This is a genomic window from Rhodanobacter sp. OR92 (assembly GCF_000427545.1).
Lineage (GTDB): Bacteria > Pseudomonadota > Gammaproteobacteria > Xanthomonadales > Rhodanobacteraceae > Rhodanobacter > Rhodanobacter denitrificans.
This window is the reverse complement of sequence record NZ_KE386557.1, coordinates 358,793-382,176: the sequence shown is the minus strand read 5'-3', so window position 1 is coordinate 382,176 and position 23,384 is coordinate 358,793. Positions and strand designations below refer to the sequence as shown.

Genomic DNA, 23,384 nt, shown 5'->3' with positions numbered 1-23,384 from the left:
AATGTATAAGGCAAGCTGATAATATCGGTCGATGGTCAACATCAGCCCGCGCCAGCTGGACGTGTTCGTGCAGATCGCGCTGCACGGCAGCGTGCGCGCCGCCGCCGAACGCCTGCACCTGACTCAGCCGGCGGCCAGCATGGCGCTGGCGGAGATGGAGCGGCAGCTGGATGCGCCGCTGTTCGACCGCGAACGCGGCCGCCTGCGCCTGAATGCGCGAGGCCGCGAACTGCTGCCGCTGGCGCAGGAGCTGCTGGAGCGGCACGCGGAATTCGGCCGTCGCGGGCGTGAGGAAGGCGCGGCGCTCTCCGGCGAGCTGCGCGTCGGCGCCAGCAACACGGTGGGCAATTACCTGGTCGGCGAACTGCTCGGCGGTTTCGTGCGTGCGCATCCGCAGGTGGCGATCCGCCTGCGCGTGGCGAACACCGAGACGATCGCCGCCGCCATGCTCGAGCACAGCCTGGACATCGGCTGCGTCGAAGGTCCGGTGGCGCATCCGTTGCTGGAGGTGCGCCCGTGGCGCGACGACCGACTGGTGGTGTGCGCCCCGCCGGAACACCCGTTGGCGCGCCGGCGCGGCCTGAAGCCCGCGGATTTCGCCGGCGCACGCTGGGTGCTGCGCGAGCCTGGCTCGGCCACGCGCGCCACCAGCGAACGCGTGCTGGCGCAATTGCCGCCGGGCGAAACCGTGCTGGAACTCGATCAGATCGAGGCGATCAAGCAGGCCGTGGTAGCCGGCCTCGGCATCGCCTGCCTGCCGGCGGTGGCGGTGACCGATGCATTGGCGACCGGACGGCTGAAGGCGCTGAAGACGCCGTTCCTCGACCTGCGCCGCAAGCTCTCGCTGCTGTTGCACCGGCGCCAGTACCGCGGCGCGTTGCTGGACGCGTTCCTCGAGGGGATCGACCCGAGCCGTGGCCGCTGAGCCGGCGGCAGGCCATCCCTGGCCTGCGCGCGCCGGGACTCATTGCTTCATCGCCACGAACGACATATGGCTGTCGTGGAGTTTGTCGTCGACCGCGATGGTCATGCTCTTGCCGTCGGCGGCGACGGTCATCTTCGCCACACTGATGACCTTGCCGTCGCGCTTGGCGGTCTCCTGCACGGTGCGCCGGCCGAGCTTCCTCACCGCGACGCTGGTGGTGCCGGGATCGCCCTGGTAGGGCGTGTCGCTGCCGTCCATCTTCGCGCTGTACGACTCGCCGGTGGGCGTATGCATGTGGAGTGTGTCGCCATCGACCTTGTAGCTGCGGGTGAGCGCGTTGTCCGAGACGCTGCCGTAGCTTTTGGTGCGCCACGAGCCGGAAATCGCGTGCGCACCGGCCGGCCCCTTCGCCACGCGCAGCATGGTGCCGTTGCCGGTGACCGGGGCGGTGCTGTCGCCGCGGTTTTCGGTGAACTCGAAGTTTGCCGTCTTGCCGTCGGCGGCCACGGTCATGGTCGAGTCCGCGATGACCTTGCCGGCCTTCTTGTCGATCTCGTGGATCGCATGATCGTCGACGATGCTGACCGCCATCGTGTCGTAGTACGGATGGCCGCTGACCGGCTGGTCGCTGCCGTCGGCCTTCACGCTGACCGGCGGAACGCAGCTCTTGCAGTGGTACATGCCGTCCTGCAGCAGCAGGACGTCCGGCTTCTTCGGCATCTCGACCTTGTTCAGATCGATTTTCCAGGTGCCGTCGAAGGCGCTCTGCGCCAGCGCCGGTGCGGGCATCAGGCTTGCTCCCAGCAATACGCCCAGAACTGCAGCGGCAAGTGACTTGTTCATGATGACACTCCCCATGGCCATGGATCGGTTCGATGAGATGCGGAGTTGTCGTGCCGATTCCGGGCGGCGACGCATGGCACACAACGACTGCCCCTGAACCAGCGAGCCTGCGCCGGCGGATGTAAAACGCGGGACAACGATGCGTGACGAAGCGGCGGCGCGGCCGGGTTTCAGTGCGCGGTGGCCGCGTCCACGATCTGGTTCAGCATCGCCTCGGCCTGCTCGTGGGTAGGCGCCTGCAGCAACCGGGGCAGGTGGCGGCGCAGGTGGGCGTAGTCGAGCGTGGCGAGGCGGTCGCGCACCTGCAGGATCTGCGCCGGGTGCATGCTGAATTCGTCGAGCCCGAGCAGCAGCAGCAGCGCGGTGAAGTTCACGTCGCCGGCGATCTCGCCGCACAGGCTGACCGGCTTCTTCGCGCGACGGCCGGAAGTGAGCACGTGCGAGATCAGCCGCAGCAGCGCCGGCTGCAGCGGGTTGTAGATGTTCTCCAGCGCGTCGTTGCCGCGGTCGGCGGCGAGCACGTACTGTGCCAGGTCGTTGGTGCCGATTGCCAGGAAGTCGGCATGCTCCAGCAGGGCGCGCACGTTGATCGCCGCCGCCGGCACCTCGATCATCGCGCCCAGCGGCAATTTCTCCGGCAGGTCGATGGCCTCGCGCTTGAGGTCCTGGCGCGCCAGCTTGAACAGCGTGCGCACCGCGATCAGTTCGTCCGGCTGGGTCACCATCGGCACCAGCACGCGCACCGGACCGTAGCAGGCGGCGCGCAGGATCGCGCGGATCTGCGTGGTGAACACCGCCGGGTAGCGCAGCGACAGGCGCACGCCGCGCACGCCGAGCGCCGGGTTGTCCTCGCCGCGCAGGGTGAGGCCGGCGGCGTCGGCCTTGTCGGCGCCGAGGTCCAGCGTGCGGATGGTCACCGGCAGGCCGCCCATGCCCATCACCAGATCGCGGTAGGCGATGAACTGCTCGTCTTCCGACGGCAGGCCCTTGTGCTTGAGGAACAGGAACTCGGTGCGGTACAGGCCCACGCCGTCGGCGCCGCGGGCGCGCGCCAGCGCCACGTCGGCCGGCGTCTCGGCGTTCGCCAGCAGGGCGATCTCGACGCCGTCGCGGGTGCGCGTGGGCGCATTCGCCAGCTTCGCCAGCCGCCGGCCTTCGGCCGCCGCCTCGCGCTGCCAGGCGCGGTAGCGCGACAGGTCCTGCGCGGCCGGATGCACGACTGCCTCGCCGCGCTCGGCGTCGAGCAGGATCAGGTCGTCGTCGTGGATGTTGGACAGCGCGTCGCGGGTGCCGACCAGCATCGGCAGGCCCAGGCTGCGCGCCAGGATCGCGCTGTGCGAGTACGCGCTGCCGGAACTGGCGACCACGCCGAGCAGGCCGTTGCCGGCCAGCTGCGCCATGTCGCCCGGCGCAATGCTGTCGGCGATCAGGATCTCGCCCACGCGCGCGGCCAGCTTGCGCTCCTCCGGGCTGGTCTGCCGCTGCAGCGCGGAAATCACCCGGTTGATCACCTGCTCGACGTCTTCCTTGCGGCTGCGCAGGTAGGGGTCGTCCATCGCCTCGAACACTGCGGACAGCCGGTCGCGCTGCTTCTTCAGCGCGGCGCCGGGGCGGTAGCGGCCGATCCGCACCAGATCGTCCAGTCCGCGCAACAGCTCGGCGTCGTCCAGCAGCAGGCTGTGCGCGTCGATGAATTCGTTGACCTCGCGCGCCAGCGCGCCGTGCAGCTTGCCGCGCAGTTCGCGCAGTTCCTGTCGCGCGGTGTCCAGCGCCTGGCGCAGCTTGGCCAGCTCGCCCTCGATCTCTTCCTCGGCCAGCGGCCGGGTGTCGACGATGTAGCGGCTGGGCTGCACCAGCCGTGCCCGGCCAAGCGCCATGCCGTGCGCGGCGATGGTGCCGGTGAGGAGGTGTCTCACGCTTGGCCTCCGTGGGGACCAGGCGCGGGAGTAGGGAGCAGGGAACGGTGAATAGGCAAAGCGGACAGCACGGTGCCTGCAGGAAGCGGGGTGCTCGCGCGCCCCCTGCTTTTCCCGATTCCCGATTCCCTGTTTCCGATTCCCTGCATCTCATGCTCCCTCGTCGAACTTGCGCTCGAACAGCGCGACCACCGCATCCAGCGCGGCCTCCTCGTCGGAGCCCTCGACGCGCACGGTCAGCGGGCTGCCGAGGCCGGCGGCCAGCATCATCACGCCCATGATGCTCTGTGCGTTGACCTCGCGGCCCTTGCTGAGCAGCCACACGGTGGATTTGAAACCCTGCACCAGTTGTACCAGCTTGGCCGAGGCGCGGGCGTGCAGACCCAGCCGGTTGGTGATGACGATCTCCTTTTCAAGCATGATGGCAGTCAGGCATGGTCGATGAAGATTCCTCCGCGGCCACCGCTGGCCGCGATCTCGGCCAGTTCGTCCAGTGGTTTTTCCGCATAGTTGAGTACGCGCAGCAGCATCGGCAGGTTGAGGCCCGAGACGCAGCGCAGGTGTACGCCGAGCGCGCCCAGCGACAGGCCGATGTTGCACGGCGTGGCGCCGTACAAGTCGGCCAGCACCAGTACGCCGGCACCGGTGTCGAGCTCGCGCGCGTGGCGCGCGGTGAGCTGGCGCATCACGTCCGGGTCCGACTCGGGCGGGATTTCCACCGCCGCCACCTGCAGCGGCAGCCGCGGCATCACGTGGTGCGCGGCGGAAATCAGCGCCTGGCCGACCGCCTCGTGGGTCATCAGCAGTACGCCGACGCTCATGGCCGGCGGCCCGAAGTGTTTGCAGGAGTCGTCATCGTCACTCCAGCTCGCGATGGAAGGTGAGCACGCCTTCGCGATGGCTGCGGTAGTGCGCGGCGAGCTTCTCGACCAGGTAGACCGAGCGATGGCGGCCGCCGGTGCAACCGATCGAGATGGTCACGTAGCTGCGGTCGTCCTGTTCGAAGCGCGGCAGCCAGGCGTCCAGCCAGCGCGCGGTGTCGGCGAAGTATTCGCCGACCAGCGGCGCGGCGTCGAGGAACTCGCGCACCGGTGCGTCCTTGCCCGACAGCGGGCGCAGGCGCGGCTCCCAGTGCGGGTTCGGCAGGCAGCGTGCGTCGAACACGAAGTCCGCGTCCAGCGGCAGCCCGCGCCTGAACGCGAACGACTGGAACATCAGCGTGAGCCCTTCGGTGGCCTGCGCGTAGCCGGTGGCGACCAGCCGGCGCAGCTGGTGCACGTTGAGCTCGCTGGAGTCGATCACCTTCTCGGCGATCGCGATCAGCGGGCGCAGCAGCCGGCGCTCCTCGACGATCGCGTCGGCCAGCGACACGCCGCGGGTGGCCAGCGGATGGCGGCGGCGGGTTTCCGAATAGCGCTTGATCAGCACGTCGTCGCGGCAGTCCAGGAAGATCAGGTGCACCTGCACGCCGGCGCCGGCCAGCTCCGACAGCACAGTCGGCATGTGCGCGAAATCGGTGCCGCGGTTGCGCACGTCCACGCCCACCGCGATGCGCCGCGGCCGACCGCGGCGGTCGCCGCTGGTGGCGGCGTTGACCAATTGCGGCAGCAGTACCGACGGCAGGTTGTCGACGCAGTAGAACTCCAGGTCCTCCAGCGCGCGCAGCGCCACCGTCTTGCCGCCGCCGGACATGCCGGTCAGCACGATCAGGTGGATCTCGTGCGGGTCGGCCAGCGTGCCGGGCGGGCGGGTGTCGTCGCTCATGCTTTCACCATGGGGGCAGGCGGCGCAGCTGGTGCGCCTGGCGGTCGATGAAGGTTTGCGCCGGGTCGATGCCCTTGCTCTTCAAGGCGTGGCTGCGCACCGCGGCCTCGACCAGCACCGCCAGGTTGCGGCCGGAGGCCACCGGGATGGTGATCATCGGCACCTTCACGTCGAACACCTCGCGATGGCCGATGTCGCCGGTGAGGCGGGTCAGCGCGTCGCCGCCGTCGTCGGGGTTGAGCTCGCCGTCGCGCAGCGGTTTCAGGTGCACCACCAGGCGCAGGTACTTGGAGGCCTTGACCGACATGTGGCCGAACATCTCGCGCACGTTGAGCACGCCCAGCCCGCGCACTTCAAGCAGGTCCTGCAGCAGTTCCGGGCAGCTGCCGTCGATCACGTCCGGCGCGATCAGGGTGAACTCGGTGGCGTCGTCGGCGACCAGCCGGTGGCCGCGGCTGATCAGTTCCAGCGCCAGCTCGCTCTTGCCGGAGCCGGCCTCGCCGGTGATCAGCACGCCGATCGAGAACACCTCCAGGAACACGCCGTGCAGGGTGATCTTCGCCGCCAGCGTGCGCGCCAGGTGGTACTGCAGGTAGGTCAGCAGCTCGTGGCCGCGCTTGGGGCTGATCCACAGCGGCGTATTGGTTTCCTCGGCGACCTCGCGCAGGTCGGCCGGCACCGCCTGGTCCTTGGTCACGATCAGCGCCACCGGCTGGTAGGCGGCGATCTTGTGCATCACTTCCCAGCGCTGGCGCGAATCCAGCCCGTCGAGGTAGTTCAGTTCCTCCGAGCCGATGATCTGGATCTTGTTCGGGTAGATGATGTTGAGGTAGCCGATCAGCGAGGGCCGGCGCGCCTGTGCCGCGCCCGGTTCGAGCGCGCGCGATTCCCCGCGCATGCCCGATACCCAGCGCAGGGCCATGCGTTCGTGGACGCCGTCGTAGAGTTGTCGCGCGCTGATCCGGTCCAAACCTTGGGTCCCTTGCGCCGCATGTCGGTGCCCGACGGGCGTTGGCGGCGGCACGGCCATTGTGCCAGCTTGGACGGATACGCGTGTTCAGAGGGAAAAACGGCCCGCCCTGGAACGGGCGGGCCGCGGTCGGCCGAAGGTGGTTTCGATCAGCCGTACTGGCGCTCGTCGCGCGCCTCGCGCTGGTGCTTGTCGGCGACCTTCTCGCGGTACTTGCGCAACTGGGCGACCAGCTTGTCGAACAGCATGTCGATGGAGGCATACATGTCGGCCTCGGTGGCTTCCGCGTGCAAGGTGGCGCCTACCACGCCCAAGGTGCCGTCGGCGCGGTGCTGCAGCTTGTCGACCGACAGCACGATGGCGAGGCTCTTCAATTTGTCGTCGAGGCGGGTGAGGCGGTCGAGCTTGGCGGTGGCGTGGTCGCGCAGGGCCGGGGTGACTTCGATCTGCTGGCCGCTGAGTTGGAATTGCATGGGGCGCCTCCTCTGGTGGTGCAGTGCCGCGTTTCGCGGCGGGGTGGACGTACCGCGCCTGGGGTGGCGACGGTGCATCGTCAATCATCCTGCTGCTGTTATGGGAACACTTTGGCGATAGGCAAGTTCCCGCGGGCGGCCCTGCGACAATCAGCCCGCGCGTTGGCGTTCGCTGGACGTAGGTATGCGCAGCCCCTCCCGGTATTTGGCGACGGTGCGGCGGGCGACCTGGATGCCCTTGCGCTGCAGTTCTTCGGCGATCGCCAGGTCGGACAAGGGCTTGCGCACGTCCTCGGCCTCGATCAGCTTGCGCAGCATGGCCTGGATCGCGGTGGCCGAGGCGCTGCCACCGTCCTCGGTGGAAACGCCGCTGGAAAAAAAATACTTCAGCTCGAAGGTGCCGCGCGGGGTGTGCAGGTATTTGCGGGTGGTGACACGCGAGATGGTCGATTCGTGCATGCCCACTTCCTCGGCCACCTCGCGCAGCACCAGCGGGTGCATCGCTTCGGGGCCGTAGTCGAGGAAGGCGCTCTGCCGCCGCACGATCGCCTCGGCGACCTTGAGCAGGGTCTCGGCGCGCGATTCCAGGCTCTTGATCAGCCAGCGCGCTTCCTGCAGCTGGCCACGCATCCAACTGGCATCCTCGCCGCGGGCCTGGGCGATCAGGCCGCAGTAGTGCTGGTTCAGGCCCAGCCGCGGCTGCGCGTCCGGATTCAGGCTGACCCGCCAGCGGCTGCCGTCGCGCAGCGCGTAGACGTCCGGCGCCACGTATTCCACCGGGGTGGCGTCGAGCGCCGCGCCGGGGCGCGGGTCGAGGCTGCGGATCAGCACGGCGGCCGCGGCCACGTCGTCCTCGCCGGCGCGCAGGCGCCGCGCCAGCCGGGCGATGTCGTTGCGCGCGAGCAGGTCCAGTTCGTCGTCGACGATGCGCAGCGCCAGCTCGCGCTGCGGCGTGTCCGGGTCGAACTGTTCCAGTTGCACGCGCAGGCAGTCGCGCAGGTCGATGCTGCCCACGCCGGCAGGGTCGAAGCCCTGCAGGCGGCGGCGCACTTCCTCGATCTCCGCGATGCTGGCGTCGAGGTCGGCGGGCAGCGCGGCGAGGATGGCTTCCAGCCCTTCGGCCAGGTAGCCGGCGGGGTTCAGCGCGTCGATCAGCACGGTGGCGATCAGGTGCTGACGCGGGTTGAACGAGGCCAGGTTGAGCTGCCACAGCAGGTGCTGCTGCAGGGTTTCCGGCGCGGCGTTCTGCGGCTCGAAATCCTCGTCGCCGCGCGTACCGCTGCCGCTGCTGCCGCTGCTGCCGACGCTGCTGCTGGAGAAGTCGATCGGCGTTTCGGCCACGCCGCCGTCCGACCAGTCGCTGGCCTCGCCGTCGTCGCTGCTGCTGGCGGCGACCGCTTCGACGCTGGGGTAGTCGCTCTCGGGCTCGCTGCTCTCGAGCGTCTCGTCGTCCTCGACTTCCTCGGCGAACTCCAGCAACGGGTTGCTCTCGGCGATCTGGCGCAATTCGGCTTCCAGCTCCAGCTGCGACAGCTGCAACAGGCGGATCGCCTGCTGCAGTTGCGGCGTCAGGGTCAGCTGCTGGTGGAGGCGAAACTGCAGTGCGGGTTTCATGCCAGCCGGGTCGAGGGGGATCGTCTCAATCCTAACCCGTGCCCGCGGGCGCGGCCATAGCCGCGGCCCGGGTCGAAAACGGCCGCGGCAGGTAATTCAGAGGCGGAATTCGCGGCCCAGGTAGACCTCGCGCACCTTTTCGTCGGCGAGGATGTGCGCCGGGGTGCCGCGCGACAGCACCTCGCCCTCGTTCAGGATGTACGCGCGGTCGCAGATGCCCAGCGTCTCGCGCACGTTGTGGTCGGTGATCAGCACGCCGATGCCACGTTCCTTGAGGTGGCGCACGATGCGCTGGATCTCGCCGACCGAGATCGGGTCGACCCCGGCGAACGGCTCGTCCAGCAGCATGTAGCGCGGGTTGGCGGCCAGCGCGCGGGCGATTTCCACCCGGCGCCGCTCGCCGCCGGACAGGCTGATGCCCTTCTGCCCGGCGATGTGGGCGATCTTCAGTTCGTCCAGCAGGTTTTCCAGTTCGGCGTCGCGCTGCGATGCGGTCAGACCGTCGCGCAGTTCCAGCACCGCCATGATGTTGTCGGCCACGCTGAGCCGGCGGAACACCGACGCCTCCTGCGGCAGGTAGCCGATGCCCAGTTTTGCGCGCGCATGCATCGGCGCGCCGGTGATGTCCAGCTTGTCCAGCTTGATCGTGCCGCCATCGGCCTCGATCAGGCCCACCACCATGTAGAAGCAGGTGGTCTTGCCGGCGCCATTGGGGCCGAGCAGGCCGACCACTTCGCCTTCACGGATCGAGAAACCGAAATCCTTGACGACCTGGCGCGACTTGAAACTCTTCTGCAGACCTTCGGCGGAGAGCATCGGTTACGGCTGTCCCTGCGGGGTCGGGCTGCTGGTGGCCGGGACCGGCGCGGCGGCCGGCTGCGGCTTGGGCTTGAAGGTCATGTGGACCAGGCCGTCGCCGGCGCTCTCGCCGGTCATCTGGCTGGTCTCGGTGTTGTAGGTGAGCCGGTCGCCGCGCGCGTCGCCGCGGCCCTTCTGGGTGACCGAGGCGTTGCCGCTGAGCACCGCGATGCCCTTGAGGTTGTCATAGTCGAGCGTGGCGGCGTCGCCCAGGATCAGGTTGCCGCTGTCGTCCAGTTGCTCGAGATGGGCCGGGCTGCCGGTGATGACGACCCGGCTGATCTGGGTGTCGGCGTCGAAGTACACCTTGGCCTGCGCGCCGGTGGCCTTCAGCGTGCCCTGGGTGATCACCACGTTGCCGGTCAGCGTGCTGACGCTGTTCGGTTTCTGGAAGCCATCGAAATGCTTCGCGGCGACCTGCATTTCCTGCTGGCGGTCGCTTTTCCTGGCCAGCGCCGGCTGGGCCGCGAACAGGCCCAGGACCGCGATGGCAAGCGCGAACCTAGCGCTGGCGCGGCGGGAAGGTGGCATGGACGTCATCGAGTAACTCCAGGTGTTTGTCGTTGAGGTCGGCACGCATGCCGATACCGCTGATTCTAGTGCCGCCTTGCACCATCTGCGCCGGGGCGGCGGTTTCCAGCCGGTTCTGCTTCGGCCAAGCGGTGACGTCGGCGGTCTGGATGCGGGTCGCCGGCGTGTCGTCGAACGCTTCGCGGTGCATCTCCACCGGGCCTTGCAGCTTGAGCTGGCTGCCATCCTTGTTGACCCAGCCGTACAGCGACTGGCCCTGCCAGTCCGGTACGCCGGCCTGGTGGGCCGGCAGCTGGAAGGTGGGGGCGTTGAGGTAGAGCGAATCGTCGCCCTCGCGTCGCTCCAGGTGCGGCGACTGCAGGTGGAAGCCGGGTTGGCCTGCGGCGTTGAACTCGGTCATCCGCGCGTCGGTCAGGGTGTAGCTGGAACGCGGCGGGCCGACGAAATCGCTGGCCTTTGGCGCCGGCCCGAACCACCACAGCAGCAGCTGGGCCACGCCCGCGGCGAGCGCGATGGCGATGGTCGCGGCCGGCAGGCGCCGGTCGCGCAGCCATAGGCGCAGGTTCACTGCCAATGCTCCCGCTCGACGGCGCTCTTGCCTTGCGCGTGCAGGATCAGGTCGCACACCTCGCGCGCCGCGCCCATGCCGCCGCTCTTGGCGGTCTGCCAGTGCGCCGCCGCGGCTACCCACGGGTGCGCGTTCGCCACCGCCACGGCGAGGCCGGCGAGGCGCATCGGCGGCAGGTCGGGCAGGTCGTCGCCGGTGAAGGCGGCCTGCTCGGGCGCCAGTTGCAGCGCGTCGAGCAATTCCCGCAGGCAGGCGCGCTTGTCGCCCTGGCCCTGGTAGACGTGGGCGATGTCCAGTTCCTCGGCGCGCAGCGCGACCGGGTGACTGATCCGCGCGGTGATAAGCGCCACCTGTATGCCGTTCGCCTGCAAGCGCTTCAGGCCGAGCCCGTCGTGCACGTGGAACACCTTGGTCTCGCGGCCATCCTCGCCGTACCACAGGCGACCGTCGGTCAGCGTGCCATCCACGTCGAACACCGCCAGGCGGACCTTCGCGGCGCGGGTCAGGAGCTCGGTGGGGAGATGGGTCAGGTAATCAGTGGGCACGGGCGGGATTCTGGGAGAGCAGGATCAAGAGCGGCGTGTTTGATTGGTCTGATGCGGCAAGCCGTATCAGACAACACGCGCACGGAGCAGATCGTGAATGTTCAGCGCGCCGACCACGCGCTGCTCGTCGTCGACCACCAGCAGCGCGTGGATCTGGTACTTTTCCATCAGCTGCGCCGCTTCCGCCGCCAGCTTGTCGGCGCCGATCGTCTTCGGGCCGCGCGTCATCAGTTCGGCCACGGTGGCACCGCGCAGGTCCACGCCGTCGTCGTCCAGCGCGCGGCGCAGGTCGCCATCGGTAAAGACCCCCAGCAAGCGTTGGTCGGCGTCGACCACGGCGGTCATGCCCAGGTGCTTGCGGGTCATCTCGACCAGGGCGGCGGTGAGGCTGGCGTCGGGCGCGACCCGCGGTACCTCGTCGCCGCTGTGCATCACGTCGCTGATGTGCAGCAGCAGGCGCCGGCCCAGTGCGCCGGCCGGGTGCGAGCGGGCGAAGTCGTCGGAAGTGAAGCCGCGCGCCTCCAGCAGCGCGATCGCCAGCGCGTCGCCCAGCACCAGCGCCACGGTGGTGCTGGTGGTCGGTGCCAGGCCCAGCGGGCAGGCTTCGCTGGAGATGCTGCCGTCCAGGTGCACGTCGGCCTGGGTCGCCAGCGACGAGGTCGGGCGGCCGGTGATCGCGATCAGCGGAATGCCCTGGCGCTTGATCACCGGCAGGATGAACAGCAGCTCGTCGGTCTCGCCGGAGTAGGAGATCGCCAGCACCACGTCCTGCGGCAGGATCATGCCGAGGTCGCCGTGGCTGGCCTCGCCCGGGTGCACGAAGAACGCCGGCGTGCCGGTGGAGGCCAGCGTGGCGGCGATCTTGCGCCCGATGTGGCCGGACTTGCCCATGCCGCTGACCACCACGCGGCCCCGGCAGCCCAGGATCAGCCGGCAGGCCTCGACGAACGCCGGCCCGATCCGCGGCTCCAGCGCCAGCGCGGCGGCCGCTTCGGTGGCGATCACCGTGCGTGCGCTGCGGATGATCACATCCGGGTGCAGGTTGATCGGAGTGGTGGGGGCGATGCGTGCGTTCATGGAGGCTCGATGAAGGGGCGGAAGGTGCCCGGGTGGCCACGGCGTGCCGCGTGTCCGGGCCGGCCTGGGACCGCTGTCATTTCTGCGCCAGCGGATTTCCATTACCATGGCATGTTCGCATTTTAACGTCATAAGCCCGCGCAATGGGTTCCGCTCGCCGCGGAAGCCGCCGCCTGCCCAGACTCCCGCATGGAACCTTTCCCGATGGACCCAGCCCGCATCCAGGCGATGATCGAAAACGGCCTGCCCGGCGCCCGGGTGGAGGTAAGCGGCGCCGACGGCGTGCATTTCGAGGCCACCGTGGTCGCCAGCCAGTTCGCCGGCAAGCTGCCGCTGGCGCGGCACCGGCTGGTGTACGCCACGCTGGGCGAGCAGATGGGCGGCGCGATCCACGCGCTGGCGCTGAAGACCCTGACACCCGAGGAGGCAGGGAATAGGGAGTAGAGAATGGCGAAAGCCTTCCACCCGCGCCCTCACTGCTTCTCCCGATTCCCGACTCCCGATTCCCGGCTCCCGATTCCCTGACTTATGGCCAAAATTCTGATCAGCGGCGGCACGCCGCTCCATGGCGAGGTTGCCATTTCCGGCGCCAAGAACGCCGTGCTGCCGATTCTTGCCGGCTGCCTGCTGGCCGACGAGCCGGTCAGCATCGGCAACGTGCCGCACCTGCATGACGTCACCACCTTCATCGAACTGCTCGGCCAGATGGGCGTGCAGCTGGTGCTGGACGACCGCATGAAGATGCACGTCGACCCGCGCACCACCAGCACCTGCGTGGCGCCGTACGACCTGGTGCGCACGATGCGCGCCTCGATCCTGGTGCTCGGCCCGCTGGTGGCGCGCTTCGGCCAGGCCGAGGTGTCGCTGCCGGGCGGCTGCGCGATCGGCTCGCGTCCGGTCGACCAGCACATCCGCGGCCTGCAGGCGCTGGGCGCCGAGATCACGGTCGAGAACGGCTACATCAAGGCGAAGGCGTCGCGGCTGAGGGGCACCCGCATCGTGATGGACATGGTCACCGTCACCGGTACCGAGAACATCATGATGGCGGCTACCCTGGCCCAGGGCACCACGGTGATCGAAAACGCGGCGCAGGAACCCGAGGTGGTCGACCTGGCCCACTGCCTGATCGCGATGGGTGCGCAGATCGAAGGCGCCGGCACCTCGACCATGGTGATCCATGGCGTCGAGCGGTTGCACGGGGCCGAACACGACGTACTGCCCGATCGCATCGAGACCGGCACCTATCTGGTCGGTGCGGCAATGACCGGCGGCAAGGTGCGCGCGCGGCACGCGCGGGCCAATACGCTCGACGCGGTGCTGGCCAAGCTGGAAGATGCCGGCGCGCACATCTCCACCGGCGACGACTGGATCGAGCTGGACATGGGCGGGCGCCGGCCGAAGGCGGTCAACGTCAGCACCGCACCGTATCCGGCGTTCCCCACCGACATGCAGGCGCAGTTCACCGCGCTCAACTGCGTCGCCGAAGGCACCGGCGTGGTTACCGAGACGGTGTTCGAGAACCGCTTCATGCACGCGCACGAGCTGCAGCGGCTCGGTGCCGACATCCGCCTCGAAGGCAACACCGCGGTGGTGCATGGCGTGGCGCAGATGAGCGGCGCACCGATCATGGCCACCGACCTGCGCGCCTCGGCCTGCCTGGTGCTGGCCGGGCTGGTGGCCAAGGGCGATACCGTGGTCGACCGCGTCTACCACATCGATCGCGGCTACGAGAACATCGAAGAGAAGCTCGGCGTGCTGGGCGCGAAGATCAGGCGCCTGCCGAACTGAGGCAACCACGGCGTTGCCGGGGCGCCGCAACGCCCTGCGGATCAACCCTGGTGCGTCGCCGGGCGAGCCGCAGGCCGGTCGATCGCGGTCGTCGGCTATCGTCCGCCGTCGTCGCCACTACTCGCCCGCGACGGCGTGAGCTTCCGCAGGGCCGGCCGTCGCGGGACCGCGTGCAGGCTTGCGGATGCAGCGCAGCTTGCCGCTGTCCCCGCCGCCGCAGAACAACTGGTCGCCGCCATCGGATGCCAGCCCGGACACGCCCATGCCGGTGGGCATGTCGAGCGTTTCCAGCACCTCGCCCGTTTGCGGATCGATATGCCGCAACTCGCTCTCGTCACCTTCCCAGGTGCCGTGCCAGAGCTCGCCGTCGGCCCAGCTGACGCCGGTGACGAAACGGTTGGATTCGATGCTGCGCAGGACGGTTCCGGTGTCGGGGTCGACCTGGTGGATCTTGCGATCCCGGTACTGGCCCACCCACAGCGTGCCTTCGGCCCAGGCCAGCCCCGAATCGCCGCCGCCACCGGGCGCCGGGATGGTGGCGAGCACGCGGCCGGTCTGCGGGTCGATCTTCTGGATGCGGTCCTCGGCGATCTGGTACAGGTGCTCGCCGTCGAACGTGGTGCCGGCGTGCGCGGCGACCTCCAGCGTGCGCACCGTCTGGCCGCTCGCCGGATCGATGGCCTGCAGCGTCGATCCGGCGGCGATCCACACCCGGCTGCCGTCATGGCTGACCCCGCCCACGCTGCGGACACCCGTGAAGGGGCCGTATTCGCGGACAACGTGTGCTGCTGAACGCTTCATGCCCGTACTCCCGTCAGTCGATGCCGACATCCTAATCGCCCGGCAGCGGGGCGAGGAGTAACAAGCTCGTCGCGGAACCCGGGGCGGGTGGCGCGACCCAGCGGCGCGAGCGCCCGCGACCCAGTGCGTGCGCCTTGCCGGCGGCGGCCAGCGCGTCGAGCGCCCGCTGCACGGTGCGCTGGCTGCTGCCCAGGGCCAGCGCCAGGGCCGAGCTGGACCATGATTCGCCATCGGCGAGCAGGGCGAGCACCGCGGCATGCGGTTCCTCGACGGCGCGCAGCAGCACCGCGACCTTGTCGACGCGCCGCGGCGCCAGCACGAAACCGTGCTTCGTCGCGCGCACGTCGGCCAGCTGGCGCACTGCGCCGCGAAGCCGCCCGATCTCGACCCGCAGCCGGGTCCGGTGCGTCTCATCCGCAAACCGCGTGCGGAACGCGCGTGCGATCAGCACGTCCCGCGGCACCTCGGCCGGCCACGCTTCGCCCAGTGCGCGCGCGAGCGCGAACAGCACCGGACGACTCGCCAGCGCCACGGTCGCATCGGGCCCGTGCAGCCCATGCCGGCAGGCATCCACCACGAGGGTCTTCGAGGCCAGCAGTGCCTCGATCTCGTGCAGCCGGACCGGTCGCTCGCGGCCCTCGGCGAGCAGGCGTGCCGCGGGCGCGTCCAGCATGAGGCGGGTGCTTTCCACTTCCGCCAGCAGCGCGGGAATGCGTGCGCGGCGCGCCGCACGGTCGGCGTGCGCCAGTGCCATGCGCGCCGGTGTGGTGCGCAGGCGGCGCAGGGCGATCCCCGCGCTGGCCAAGGCGTGGACAGCCTGCAACGCGGGCGGCAAGGTGGCGTCATCGAGTTCGGTGAGGTGGCGTTCGGCGTCGTCGAGATGGCCGAGCAGCAGCTGGCGACGTACCTCGAGGTATCGCGCATGTGCCGCGTTCACGCGGTCGCCGTGTGCTTCCAGCGTCGCGCGCGCAGCGTCCAGTGCCTTGGCCGGCCAGCCCAGCTCGCGCGAGGCCAGTGCGACTTCGGCCTCGGCGACCACGCACCTGGCGCGCGCCACCGCCTCCCGCGCGCCGAAGGCGCGTGCCGCGCGCTTCAGCAACAGCTTCGCCCGCTCGAAATCGCCGAGCTGCGCCATGGCGATGCCGCGCAGCGCCAGCGCCGGCGCATCGTCGCGCAGGGCGACGCGCTTCAACGCGCCCAGCGGATCGCCCGTCGCCAGTGCCTGCGCCGCGGCCGTGATCAGCGAGTCCATCGCCGCTCCCTCATCTCAATCGCGCCACGCTTGTCACTCCCGCCGTTCGAGGGTTGCTGCGTAGTCTATCGCCCGGCCCTCTCGTCAACGCGGGACGAGCCGGTGGCCGACTTCGAGCGAAGCGTGCCGACACCCACCCGACACCGCGACGCGCCAGGCGACGCGGACAGAACCCATGACCCATCGCGCAGCCCGATCCGGCGCGACCAGGCACAGGAGAACGACATGACGACACATGCCATCGGAACCCGCGAGCAGTGGCTCGAACAACGGCTTGAACTGCTGAAGGCGGAGAAGGAGCTGACCCGGCGCAGCGACGAGCTGGCGCGGCGGCGGCGGGAACTGCCATGGGTTCGCATCGACAAGGCCTACCGATTTGCCACCGACGAGGGCGAGGCCTCGCTGGCGGAGCTCTTCCGGGGGCGCTCGCAGCTGCTCGTCTACCACTTCATGTTCGGACCGGACTACACGGCGGGCTGCCCGACCTGTTCCTCGATCGCGGACGGCTTCAACGGGTTTGCGATTCATCTGGCGAACCATGACGTGATGCTGTGCGCGGTCTCGCGCGCGCCGCTCGCCAAGCTGCAGGCGTACAAGCGGCGGATGGGATGGACGTTCCCGTGGGCGTCCTCGTCCGGCGGCGATTTCAACGCGGATTTCAACGTCTCGTTCACCGAACAGCAGCAGCGCGAAGGAGGCATCGATTACAACTACCTGCGCGAACCGCCGGCGTCGCAGATAGCTTTCCAGATGGGCAAGGATGCCGGCGACGCGGCACCGCCGGTGCACAACGCCATGATGACCGGGACCGACGTGAACACCTACCTGCGCGAGCGGCCGGGCCTGAGCGCGTTCTCGCTGGAAGACGGCGTCGTCCATCACACCTATTCCACTTACGCGCGCGGACTGGACGGCCTCTGGGGCATGTATCAGTGGCTGGACCGCGCGCCGGCGGGGCGCAACGAGACAGGCATGTGGTGGCGCCGGCACGACGAGTACGAGCCGCGATGAGGCCGCTCGCGAGCGGTCCGGCGGACGTCGCGGCGAGGGCGGTTCCGCGGCGCATCCGCCGCGGGCAGGGCTTTCTCGCCGTGGTTACGCTGCTGTTCCTCGCCAGCGTGGCCGCGACGATCGCCGGTGGCGCAATGATGTCGACGATGGACGGGATGCCGATGCCCGGCGGCTGGACGATGTCGATGGTATGGCTGCAACTGGACGGCCGCAGCTGGCCGGCTGCGGCCGTTTCGTTCCTCGGCATGTGGATGGCGATGATGGTGGCCATGATGTTGCCCTCGCTGATGCCGGTGCTGTGGCGCTGCCATCAGGCATTCGGCGACAACGGGGTGGCGAGGCCGGGGCGACTGACGGCAGCGGTGGCCACCGGCTACTTCACGGCGTGGCTGGTGTGCGGCGTCGCCGTGTTTCCGCTGGGCGGCATGCTGGCCACGCTGGCCATGCGCCTGCCGTTGCTGGCTCGCGCCGTCCCCGTTCTCGCCGGCATGGTCGTCCTGGCCGCCGGCGCTCTGCAGTTCAGCCGGTGGAAGGCGCGCCATCTCGCCTGCTGTCGCGGGGCGCCGGGGTTCGCGCAGGCGGTGCCGCGATCGGCGGGCCGGGCCTGGCGCCGCGGTCTTCGGTTCGGTCTGCATTGCAACCTTTGCGGCGTCGGCCTGACCGCGAGTCTGCTGGTCATCGGCGTGATGGATCTGCGTGCGATGGGTGCCGTGTTTGCGGGGATCACCCTCGAGCGCCTGGCCCCGGCCGGCGAGCGGATGGCGCGAGTCGTCGGGGTGGTTCTCGTCGGCGCCGGGGCGGTCCTGCTCGCGCAGGCGATCGGGCGCGTGTGACAGCGTGCCGCGGTCGGCGGCAAGGCGGGTGGCCCGCCGCCGTCGCTCAGGGCTGCCGGTAACTCACCAGCTCCATCACCATGTCGCCGCCATCATGCTGCGACAGCTTCACCGGCAGCGGATAGCGATCGGGTGCGTACCATGCGCTGAAGCCGCGGTCGGCGTCGGTGCGGTCGACCCGCCTGGCGTCGAAGCGGCCGGCGGGCACCTTGACGGTTTCCCTGCCGGTCACCCTGAAGTTCTGTACCTGCACCTGCTGGCGCACCGCGACCGGCAGCGCGAGCTGCTGCTTGCCGTCGCGCAAGGCCAGGCCCAGCGCCAGCGCCAGGGTGTTGCGCTCGACCATGCCCGGGCTGCCCGGATAGGTCTGCGCACCCTTGCCCTCATCGACGGTGACTTGCTGTTTCGCCCAGTCGACCACCAGGTGGCGCTGCTTCTGCTTGACCGCCGTCTGCAGCTGGTAGTCGTAGCTGATCGCCTCGGGCACGTCGCCCTTCCAGCGGAAGCGCGAGCTTTCCGTGACGCTGGCGCCGAGCAGCGCGGCCAGCCCGCCGGTGCTTTTGACGTCCTTGCGGTAGATCCACTCGCCGTGGCCGGCGGCGCGCAGGCTGATCGTGGCCTGGCCCATCGGCTGGCCGCCTTGCGAGACGTCGTAGGTGGCGGTGAACGCGGCAGGCACGGCGGCGGTGGCGGCGCGGGCGCCGAGCAGCAGGCCGAGGCCGAGCAGGGGAGCGAGCAGGGGTCGGATGGTCATGCGCCGAGTCTGCCCAGAGCGGGCTGAACCGGCTCTAAGGCCGCAGTCCGTCGTCGCCCAGGCGCAGCGGTGCGGCCAGTGGCCGGCCGTCGAAGCGCGCCGCCCGACCGTCCCATTGCAGGCGCCCGCTGGCCAGCAGGCCGAGCACGGCCGGCAGCAGCCGGTGTTCCAGCGGCAGCAGGCGCTGCGCCAGTCGGTCTTCGTCATCGCCGGCTTCGATCGGCAGGTACGCCTGCGCGATGACCGGACCACCATCCAGCTCGGCGGTGACGAAATGCACGCTGGCGCCGTGCTCGGCGTCGCCCGCCTCCAGCGCGCGCCGATGGGTGTGCAGGCCGCGGTATTTCGGCAGCAGCGAGGGATGGATGTTGATGATGCGCCCGATCCACGGCTTCAGCGCCGCGCCGTCGAGGACGCGCATGAAGCCGGCCAGCACCAGCCAGTCGGCGCCGCTGGCGGCGACGCGCCGGAGCAGTTCCTGGTCGAACGCGCGACGGTCCGCGTGGCTGCGCGGGTCCAGTGCCAGGGTCGGGATGTTCGCTGCCTCGGCCAGCCGCAGCGCGCCGGCGCCGGCCTTGTCGCTGCCGACCAGCACGAACTCGACCGGCAGTTCGCCGCGCGCCTGCGCCTCCAGCAGCGCGGCGAGGTTGCTGCCGCGGCCGGAGGCGAGCACGGCGACTTTGGCTGGCGTGGTCGACACGGAACGGATCAGCCGATATGCACGCGTTGGTCGCCCGATGCGGACACGATGTCGCCGATCACCGAGCTGGCCAGGCCGTGCTTGGCCAGCAGCGCGGAGGCACCGGCCACCGCGTCGCGCGGCAGGATCACGGTGAAGCCGACGCCGCAGTTGAACGTGCGCCACATTTCCTCGCGCGCCACGTTGCCCTCGCGCATCAGCCAGTCGAACACCGGCGGCAGCACGATGCTGCCGGCATCCAGTGCGATGCCGAGGCCGTCCGGCACCACGCGGATGATGTTCTCCTTCAGGCCGCCGCCGGTGATATGGGCCATGCCGTGCACCGGGGCCGACTTCAGGAGTTCAAGCATCGACTTCACGTAGATCGTGGTCGGTGCCATCAGCGCGTCGGCCAGCTTGATGCCACCGAGATCGAGATCCAACGGGTTGCCGGCGCGTTCGAGAATCTTGCGGACCAGCGAATAACCGTTCGAGTGCGGGCCGGATGAGGCCACGCCGAGGATCACGTCACCGGCGACGATCCCTTCACCGCTGAGCATCTGCGACTTCTCCACCGCCCCGACGGTGAAGCCGGCCAGGTCGTATTCGCCCGGAGGATACATGTCGGGCATCTCGGCAGTCTCGCCGCCGATCAGTGCACAGCCCGCCAGTTCGCAACCTTTCGCGATGCCGCCGACCACGGCGACTGCGGTATCCACGTCCAGCTTGCCGGTGGCGAAGTAGTCGAGGAAGAACAGCGGCTCGGCGCCTTGCACCAGCACGTCGTTGACGCACATGCCGACCAGGTCGATGCCGATCGTGTCGTGGCGGTTCAGCGTCTGCGCCAGCTTGAGCTTGGTACCCACGCCGTCGGTGCCGGAGACCAGCACCGGTTCCTGGTAGCGGCCGCTCAGGTCGAAGAGGCCGCCGAAACCGCCCAGCCCGCCCATCACCTCCGGGCGGAAAGTGCGCTTGACCAGCGGCTTGATGCGTTCGACCAGCGCATTGCCGGCGTCGATATCGACGCCGGCGGCGCGGTAGGTGAGGGCGTCAGACATGGCGAGGACCTTGATCAGGATCTGCGGCGTGGGTGAAACGCGCAAGTTTACCAGCTTGTGGCGCCGCTGCCGGCCGGGCACGGTGGCCCCGGCGGCGACCGCGATGGACGGGAGGGGGCGCGATTGGGCAGACTGCCGGCGAGCTTTCCCCAGAAGATACCCACGCCATGCGCCTGTTCCGTCTGTTGATCGTCACCCTGCTGCTGGTCTTTGCCACGTTGCCCGCCGCGCACGCGCAGGTTGCCAGCTCGCCGTATGCGGTGGTCGTGCCGGTCGCCGACACCAGCGACGCGCAGCGCGACCAGGCGTTCGCCACCGCGCTGGGCCAGGTGCTGACGCGGGTCGCCGGCGGCCAGGACCTGCGCGGCAACGCCGGCTACGGCGACGCGCTGGGCAAGGCGGCCTCGATGGTGCAGAAATTCCAGTACCAGCGTGCCGCGACCGGGCTGGTGCTGGAGGTGGAGTTCGAGCCGGGCTCGGTGCGCCGGTTGGTGTCGAAGCTGGGCGTGCAGAGCGCCGGCATCAAGCCGCCGGTGCTGCTGCTGGTGCGGGGCAGCGACGGCCGCCTGCTCGACCAGTCGGCGCTGGCCAGCCTGGCCGCGACCGCCGGCGCGCGCGGCACCAACGTGGTCTACCCTGACGGCAACGTGCCCGATCCGGCCAAGGTGGCCGCCGCCGACCCGGCTGCGCTGATGGCGGTCAACCGGCAATACCACACCGGCCTGGTGCTGCTCGGCAAGCTGCGCGAGGGTGGCGCCGACTGGACGCTGATTTCGGGCGGCCAGGCGCAACGCTGGAGCGGCCAGGGCGCGAGCGACGCGGCGCTGCTCGGCGACGCCGGCAACGGCCTGGTCGATCGCCTCGGCAGGCAACTCAATGTGATCGGCGCGGGCCCCAGCGAGGGCAAGCTGTGGGTCAGCGGGCTGGACTCGGCGATGGATTACGCGAACCTGGTGGCGACCCTTGAGGACGATCCGTCGGTGAAGCTGGTGCAGACCCTGGGCGCGCAGAACGACGGCGTGCTGCTGTACGTCAAGGCGTCCGCGCCGATCAGCGCGCTGGCCGCGAACCTTGCCGCCAGCGGCCACCTGCTGCTGCAGGGCGAGCCGCATCCGGGCGCGGATGCGAACCTGCGCTGGCTGAGGTGACTGGATGCGAGTCCCTCGCAAAACCCCGTACATCCCTGTGCGGACTATTCAAGTAACGCATAACCAATCCTGGCTGGGGCGTGCCGCGTGAATCACGACAAGGACATCTCGCGTCGCTGGCAGCTGTTCGCCATCACCGCGGTCATCGTTTACCTGGTCTGGCTGCTGGCGCCGGTGCTGATGCCGTTCGCGGTGGCCGCCATGCTGGCCTACCTGGGCGATCCGCTGGCCGACCGGCTGGAGCGGCTCGGGCTGAACCGGATGTGGGCGGCCACCATCGTGTTCGTGGTGATCATGGTCGCGGTGGTTGGTGTGCTGCTGCTGCTGATCCCGCTGATCGCGCGCCAGGTCGAGAATCTGGTCAGCAACCTGCCGCGCTACGGCGACTGGGCGCAGAACACCGTGTGGCCATGGCTGCAGGCGCGCCTGCACCTGGACCCGCACACCTTCGACAGCGACCGCCTGCTGACCGCGATCAAGGCGCACATTGGCTCGATCGGCGGCGTCGCCACCGCGGTGCTGGGCAAGGTGTCGCGCGGCGGCCTGGGCATCGCGATGTGGCTGACCAACCTGGTGCTGATCCCGGTGGTGGCGTTCTACCTGCTGCGCGACTGGGACCGGCTGGTGGCGAAGGTCGACGGCATGCTGCCGCGCTCGATCCAGCCCACCATCGCGCATCTGGCCAGCGAATCGGACAAGATCCTGGGCGCGTTCGTGCGCGGCCAGCTGCTGGTGATGCTGGCACTGGGCGTGTTCTATGGCGCCGGGCTGGGCCTGGTCGGCCTGTCGGTGGGGCTGCTGATCGGCATGGTCGCCGGCCTGCTCAGCTTCGTGCCGTACCTGGGCTTCATCATCGGCTTCGTCGCGGCGATCATCGCCGCGCTGGTGCAGTACGGCGACTGGACCCACGTGCTGCTGGTTTGCGGCGTGTTTGCGGTCGGCCAGCTGCTGGAAGGCTACGTGCTGGTACCCAAGCTGGTCGGCGACAAGATCGGCCTGCACCCGGTCGCGGTGATCTTCGCGGTGCTGGCCGGGGGCTACCTGTTCGGCTTCCTCGGCGTGCTGCTGGCGCTGCCGGCCGCGTCGGTGATCATGGTGCTGCTGCGCTACCTGATCGAACGCTACCGCATGAGCGAGCTGTACAACGAGGCAGGGCCGGAAGACCCGGTGGTCGCCGAGGTGGAGGTTGCCGCGCGTCGCGATGGCGGGGTCGAGGCCACGGTCGAGCCGCCGCAGGACGACCGGGCCGAACCATGATTCCGCAGCTGCCGCTGGCCTTGCGCTGGCCGCGCCGCCAGCGTTTCGAATATTTCCACGCCGGCGCCAATGCCGCCGCACTGGTCGCGGTGCAGGCACTGGCACTCGAGCCCAGTGCACCATGGATCTACCTGCACGGTGCCGGCGGCAGTGGCCGCAGCCACCTGCTGATGGCCGCCTGCCAGGCGGCCAGCGCGGCGGGACGGTGCGTGCAGTATCTGCCGCTGGCTACCCTGTCCGATCATGCCGCTGCCCTGCGCGGCGTCGCCGGCAGCGAACTGCTGGCGTTGGACGACCTCGGCGCGATCGCCGGCAAGCGCGAAGCCGAGCACGCGCTGTTCGACCTCTACAACCGCGCGAAAGCCGAAGGCAGCGCGCTGCTGTTCGCCGCCGATACCGCACCGGCCCAGCTCGGCATCGAATTGCCTGACCTGCGCTCGCGACTCGGCGCCTGCACCCAGTTCGCGCTGAAACCGCTGGACGACGCCGAGCGCCGCGCCGTGCTGAAGGCGCAGGCCGTCGCGCGCGGCATCGAACTGGACGACGGCGTGCTGGACTGGCTGTTCGCCCGCTACGCGCGTGATCTCGGCGCGCTGCTCGACCTGCTCGACAAGCTGGACGTGGCCTCGCTGGCGGCGCAACGGCGGATCACCATTCCGTTCCTGCGCGGGTTCCTGCGCGAGGCGGCATCCTGAAAGGACGAAGGCGCCCGCAGGCGC

Annotated in this window: 26 protein-coding genes; 8 read left to right on the top strand and 18 right to left on the bottom strand. The window is 69.6% G+C overall.

Annotation, left to right across the window (positions count from 1 at the left end; all coding sequences use genetic code 11):
• The first annotated feature begins 31 nt into the window (after nt 1–31).
• Nucleotides 32–925 (top strand): LysR family transcriptional regulator, encoded by an 894-nt coding sequence (locus RHOOR92_RS0115995; protein WP_007511601.1) that lies wholly within the window; start codon nt 32–34, stop codon nt 923–925.
• A 39-nt stretch (nt 926–964) separates the two neighbouring features.
• Here the strand turns inward: RHOOR92_RS0115995 and RHOOR92_RS0115990 are convergent, their stop codons facing one another.
• The 13 genes from RHOOR92_RS0115990 to RHOOR92_RS0115930 form a co-directional block, all read right to left on the bottom strand.
• Complete coding sequence (locus RHOOR92_RS0115990; RefSeq protein WP_231378417.1) at nt 965–1,768, bottom strand: hypothetical protein; 804 nt, start codon at nt 1,766–1,768, stop codon at nt 965–967.
• Nucleotides 1,769–1,938: 170 nt separating this feature from the next.
• Nucleotides 1,939–3,684, bottom strand: coding sequence for a phosphoenolpyruvate--protein phosphotransferase (ptsP, locus tag RHOOR92_RS0115985; RefSeq protein ID WP_027485016.1), 1,746 nt, complete (start codon nt 3,682–3,684; stop codon nt 1,939–1,941).
• Nucleotides 3,685–3,834: 150 nt separating this feature from the next.
• The gene (locus RHOOR92_RS0115980; protein ID WP_007511597.1) at nt 3,835–4,104 is read right to left on the bottom strand and encodes an HPr family phosphocarrier protein; all 270 of its coding nucleotides are present in this window, start codon (nt 4,102–4,104) and stop codon (nt 3,835–3,837) included.
• 8 nt (nt 4,105–4,112) lie between these two features.
• A complete protein-coding gene (locus tag RHOOR92_RS0115975) occupies nt 4,113–4,505 on the bottom strand; it encodes a PTS fructose transporter subunit IIA (RefSeq protein ID WP_007511595.1) in 393 nt (130 codons plus the stop codon).
• Nucleotides 4,506–4,542: 37 nt separating this feature from the next.
• Nucleotides 4,543–5,448 (bottom strand): RNase adapter RapZ, encoded by a 906-nt coding sequence (rapZ, locus tag RHOOR92_RS0115970; RefSeq protein WP_007511593.1) that lies wholly within the window; start codon nt 5,446–5,448, stop codon nt 4,543–4,545.
• Nucleotides 5,449–5,452: 4 nt separating this feature from the next.
• Complete coding sequence (gene hprK, locus RHOOR92_RS0115965) at nt 5,453–6,418, bottom strand: HPr(Ser) kinase/phosphatase (protein WP_027485015.1); 966 nt, start codon at nt 6,416–6,418, stop codon at nt 5,453–5,455.
• 149 nt (nt 6,419–6,567) lie between these two features.
• Entirely contained in the window at nt 6,568–6,891 is a 324-nt protein-coding gene (gene raiA / locus RHOOR92_RS0115960; protein ID WP_027485014.1) for a ribosome-associated translation inhibitor RaiA, read from the bottom strand.
• Between the two features lie 150 nt (nt 6,892–7,041).
• Nucleotides 7,042–8,505, bottom strand: a complete 1,464-nt coding sequence (locus RHOOR92_RS0115955; protein ID WP_007511587.1) for an RNA polymerase factor sigma-54 — start codon at nt 8,503–8,505, stop codon at nt 7,042–7,044.
• Between the two features lie 96 nt (nt 8,506–8,601).
• Entirely contained in the window at nt 8,602–9,321 is a 720-nt protein-coding gene (gene lptB / locus RHOOR92_RS0115950; RefSeq protein ID WP_007511585.1) for an LPS export ABC transporter ATP-binding protein, read from the bottom strand.
• Between the two features lie 3 nt (nt 9,322–9,324).
• On the bottom strand, nt 9,325–9,903 hold the full coding sequence (lptA, locus tag RHOOR92_RS0115945) for a lipopolysaccharide transport periplasmic protein LptA (RefSeq protein ID WP_015448611.1): 579 nt from the start codon (nt 9,901–9,903) through the stop codon (nt 9,325–9,327).
• Complete coding sequence (lptC, locus tag RHOOR92_RS0115940; RefSeq protein WP_007511581.1) at nt 9,866–10,462, bottom strand: LPS export ABC transporter periplasmic protein LptC; 597 nt, start codon at nt 10,460–10,462, stop codon at nt 9,866–9,868. Before lptC ends, lptA begins: the two co-directional genes overlap by 38 nt.
• On the bottom strand, nt 10,459–11,007 hold the full coding sequence (locus RHOOR92_RS0115935; protein WP_007511579.1) for an HAD hydrolase family protein: 549 nt from the start codon (nt 11,005–11,007) through the stop codon (nt 10,459–10,461). The genes lptC and RHOOR92_RS0115935 overlap by 4 nt, the downstream gene beginning before the upstream one ends.
• 66 nt (nt 11,008–11,073) lie before the next feature.
• Nucleotides 11,074–12,084 (bottom strand): KpsF/GutQ family sugar-phosphate isomerase, encoded by a 1,011-nt coding sequence (locus tag RHOOR92_RS0115930; protein WP_007511577.1) that lies wholly within the window; start codon nt 12,082–12,084, stop codon nt 11,074–11,076.
• 204 nt (nt 12,085–12,288) lie between these two features.
• Between RHOOR92_RS0115930 and RHOOR92_RS0115925 the strand changes: the two genes are divergently transcribed.
• Nucleotides 12,289–12,528, top strand: a complete 240-nt coding sequence (locus tag RHOOR92_RS0115925; RefSeq protein WP_007511575.1) for a BolA/IbaG family iron-sulfur metabolism protein — start codon at nt 12,289–12,291, stop codon at nt 12,526–12,528.
• Nucleotides 12,529–12,612: 84 nt separating this feature from the next.
• Nucleotides 12,613–13,872, top strand: coding sequence for a UDP-N-acetylglucosamine 1-carboxyvinyltransferase (gene murA, locus RHOOR92_RS0115920; protein WP_007511573.1), 1,260 nt, complete (start codon nt 12,613–12,615; stop codon nt 13,870–13,872).
• Nucleotides 13,873–13,989: 117 nt separating this feature from the next.
• Here the strand turns inward: murA and RHOOR92_RS0115915 are convergent, their stop codons facing one another.
• Both RHOOR92_RS0115915 and RHOOR92_RS0115910 read right to left on the bottom strand, forming a co-directional pair.
• Complete coding sequence (locus RHOOR92_RS0115915) at nt 13,990–14,673, bottom strand: hypothetical protein (protein WP_027490695.1); 684 nt, start codon at nt 14,671–14,673, stop codon at nt 13,990–13,992.
• A 31-nt stretch (nt 14,674–14,704) separates the two neighbouring features.
• Nucleotides 14,705–15,925, bottom strand: a complete 1,221-nt coding sequence (locus RHOOR92_RS0115910; protein WP_015448607.1) for a hypothetical protein — start codon at nt 15,923–15,925, stop codon at nt 14,705–14,707.
• Nucleotides 15,926–16,027: 102 nt separating this feature from the next.
• Here RHOOR92_RS0115910 and RHOOR92_RS0115905 point away from each other — a divergent pair, with 102 nt between their 5' ends.
• Nucleotides 16,028–16,936, top strand: coding sequence for a thioredoxin family protein (locus RHOOR92_RS0115905; protein WP_231378416.1), 909 nt, complete (start codon nt 16,028–16,030; stop codon nt 16,934–16,936).
• On the top strand, nt 16,933–17,769 hold the full coding sequence (locus RHOOR92_RS0115900) for a DUF2182 domain-containing protein (RefSeq protein WP_015448605.1): 837 nt from the start codon (nt 16,933–16,935) through the stop codon (nt 17,767–17,769). The genes RHOOR92_RS0115905 and RHOOR92_RS0115900 overlap by 4 nt, the downstream gene beginning before the upstream one ends.
• Nucleotides 17,770–17,815: 46 nt before the next feature.
• Here the strand turns inward: RHOOR92_RS0115900 and RHOOR92_RS0115895 are convergent, their stop codons facing one another.
• From RHOOR92_RS0115895 to purM, 3 genes are read right to left on the bottom strand one after another with little or no spacing between them, the layout of a single operon-like run.
• Nucleotides 17,816–18,523: a DUF3108 domain-containing protein gene (locus RHOOR92_RS0115895; RefSeq protein WP_007511563.1), complete on the bottom strand. Its 708-nt coding sequence runs from the start codon at nt 18,521–18,523 to the stop codon at nt 17,816–17,818.
• Nucleotides 18,524–18,557: 34 nt separating this feature from the next.
• Complete coding sequence (gene purN, locus RHOOR92_RS0115890; RefSeq protein ID WP_015448604.1) at nt 18,558–19,223, bottom strand: phosphoribosylglycinamide formyltransferase; 666 nt, start codon at nt 19,221–19,223, stop codon at nt 18,558–18,560.
• 8 nt (nt 19,224–19,231) lie between these two features.
• On the bottom strand, nt 19,232–20,260 hold the full coding sequence (purM, locus tag RHOOR92_RS0115885; protein ID WP_015448603.1) for a phosphoribosylformylglycinamidine cyclo-ligase: 1,029 nt from the start codon (nt 20,258–20,260) through the stop codon (nt 19,232–19,234).
• A gap of 167 nt (nt 20,261–20,427) precedes the next feature.
• Here purM and RHOOR92_RS0115880 point away from each other — a divergent pair, with 167 nt between their 5' ends.
• The 3 genes from RHOOR92_RS0115880 (at nt 20,428) to hda (ending at nt 23,360) form a co-directional block, all read left to right on the top strand.
• Nucleotides 20,428–21,408, top strand: a complete 981-nt coding sequence (locus tag RHOOR92_RS0115880) for a DUF2066 domain-containing protein (RefSeq protein WP_007511557.1) — start codon at nt 20,428–20,430, stop codon at nt 21,406–21,408.
• 87 nt (nt 21,409–21,495) lie between these two features.
• Nucleotides 21,496–22,665: an AI-2E family transporter gene (locus tag RHOOR92_RS0115875; RefSeq protein WP_015448602.1), complete on the top strand. Its 1,170-nt coding sequence runs from the start codon at nt 21,496–21,498 to the stop codon at nt 22,663–22,665.
• Nucleotides 22,662–23,360, top strand: coding sequence for a DnaA regulatory inactivator Hda (gene hda / locus RHOOR92_RS0115870; RefSeq protein WP_015448601.1), 699 nt, complete (start codon nt 22,662–22,664; stop codon nt 23,358–23,360). Before RHOOR92_RS0115875 ends, hda begins: the two co-directional genes overlap by 4 nt.
• Nucleotides 23,361–23,384 lie beyond the last annotated feature (24 nt).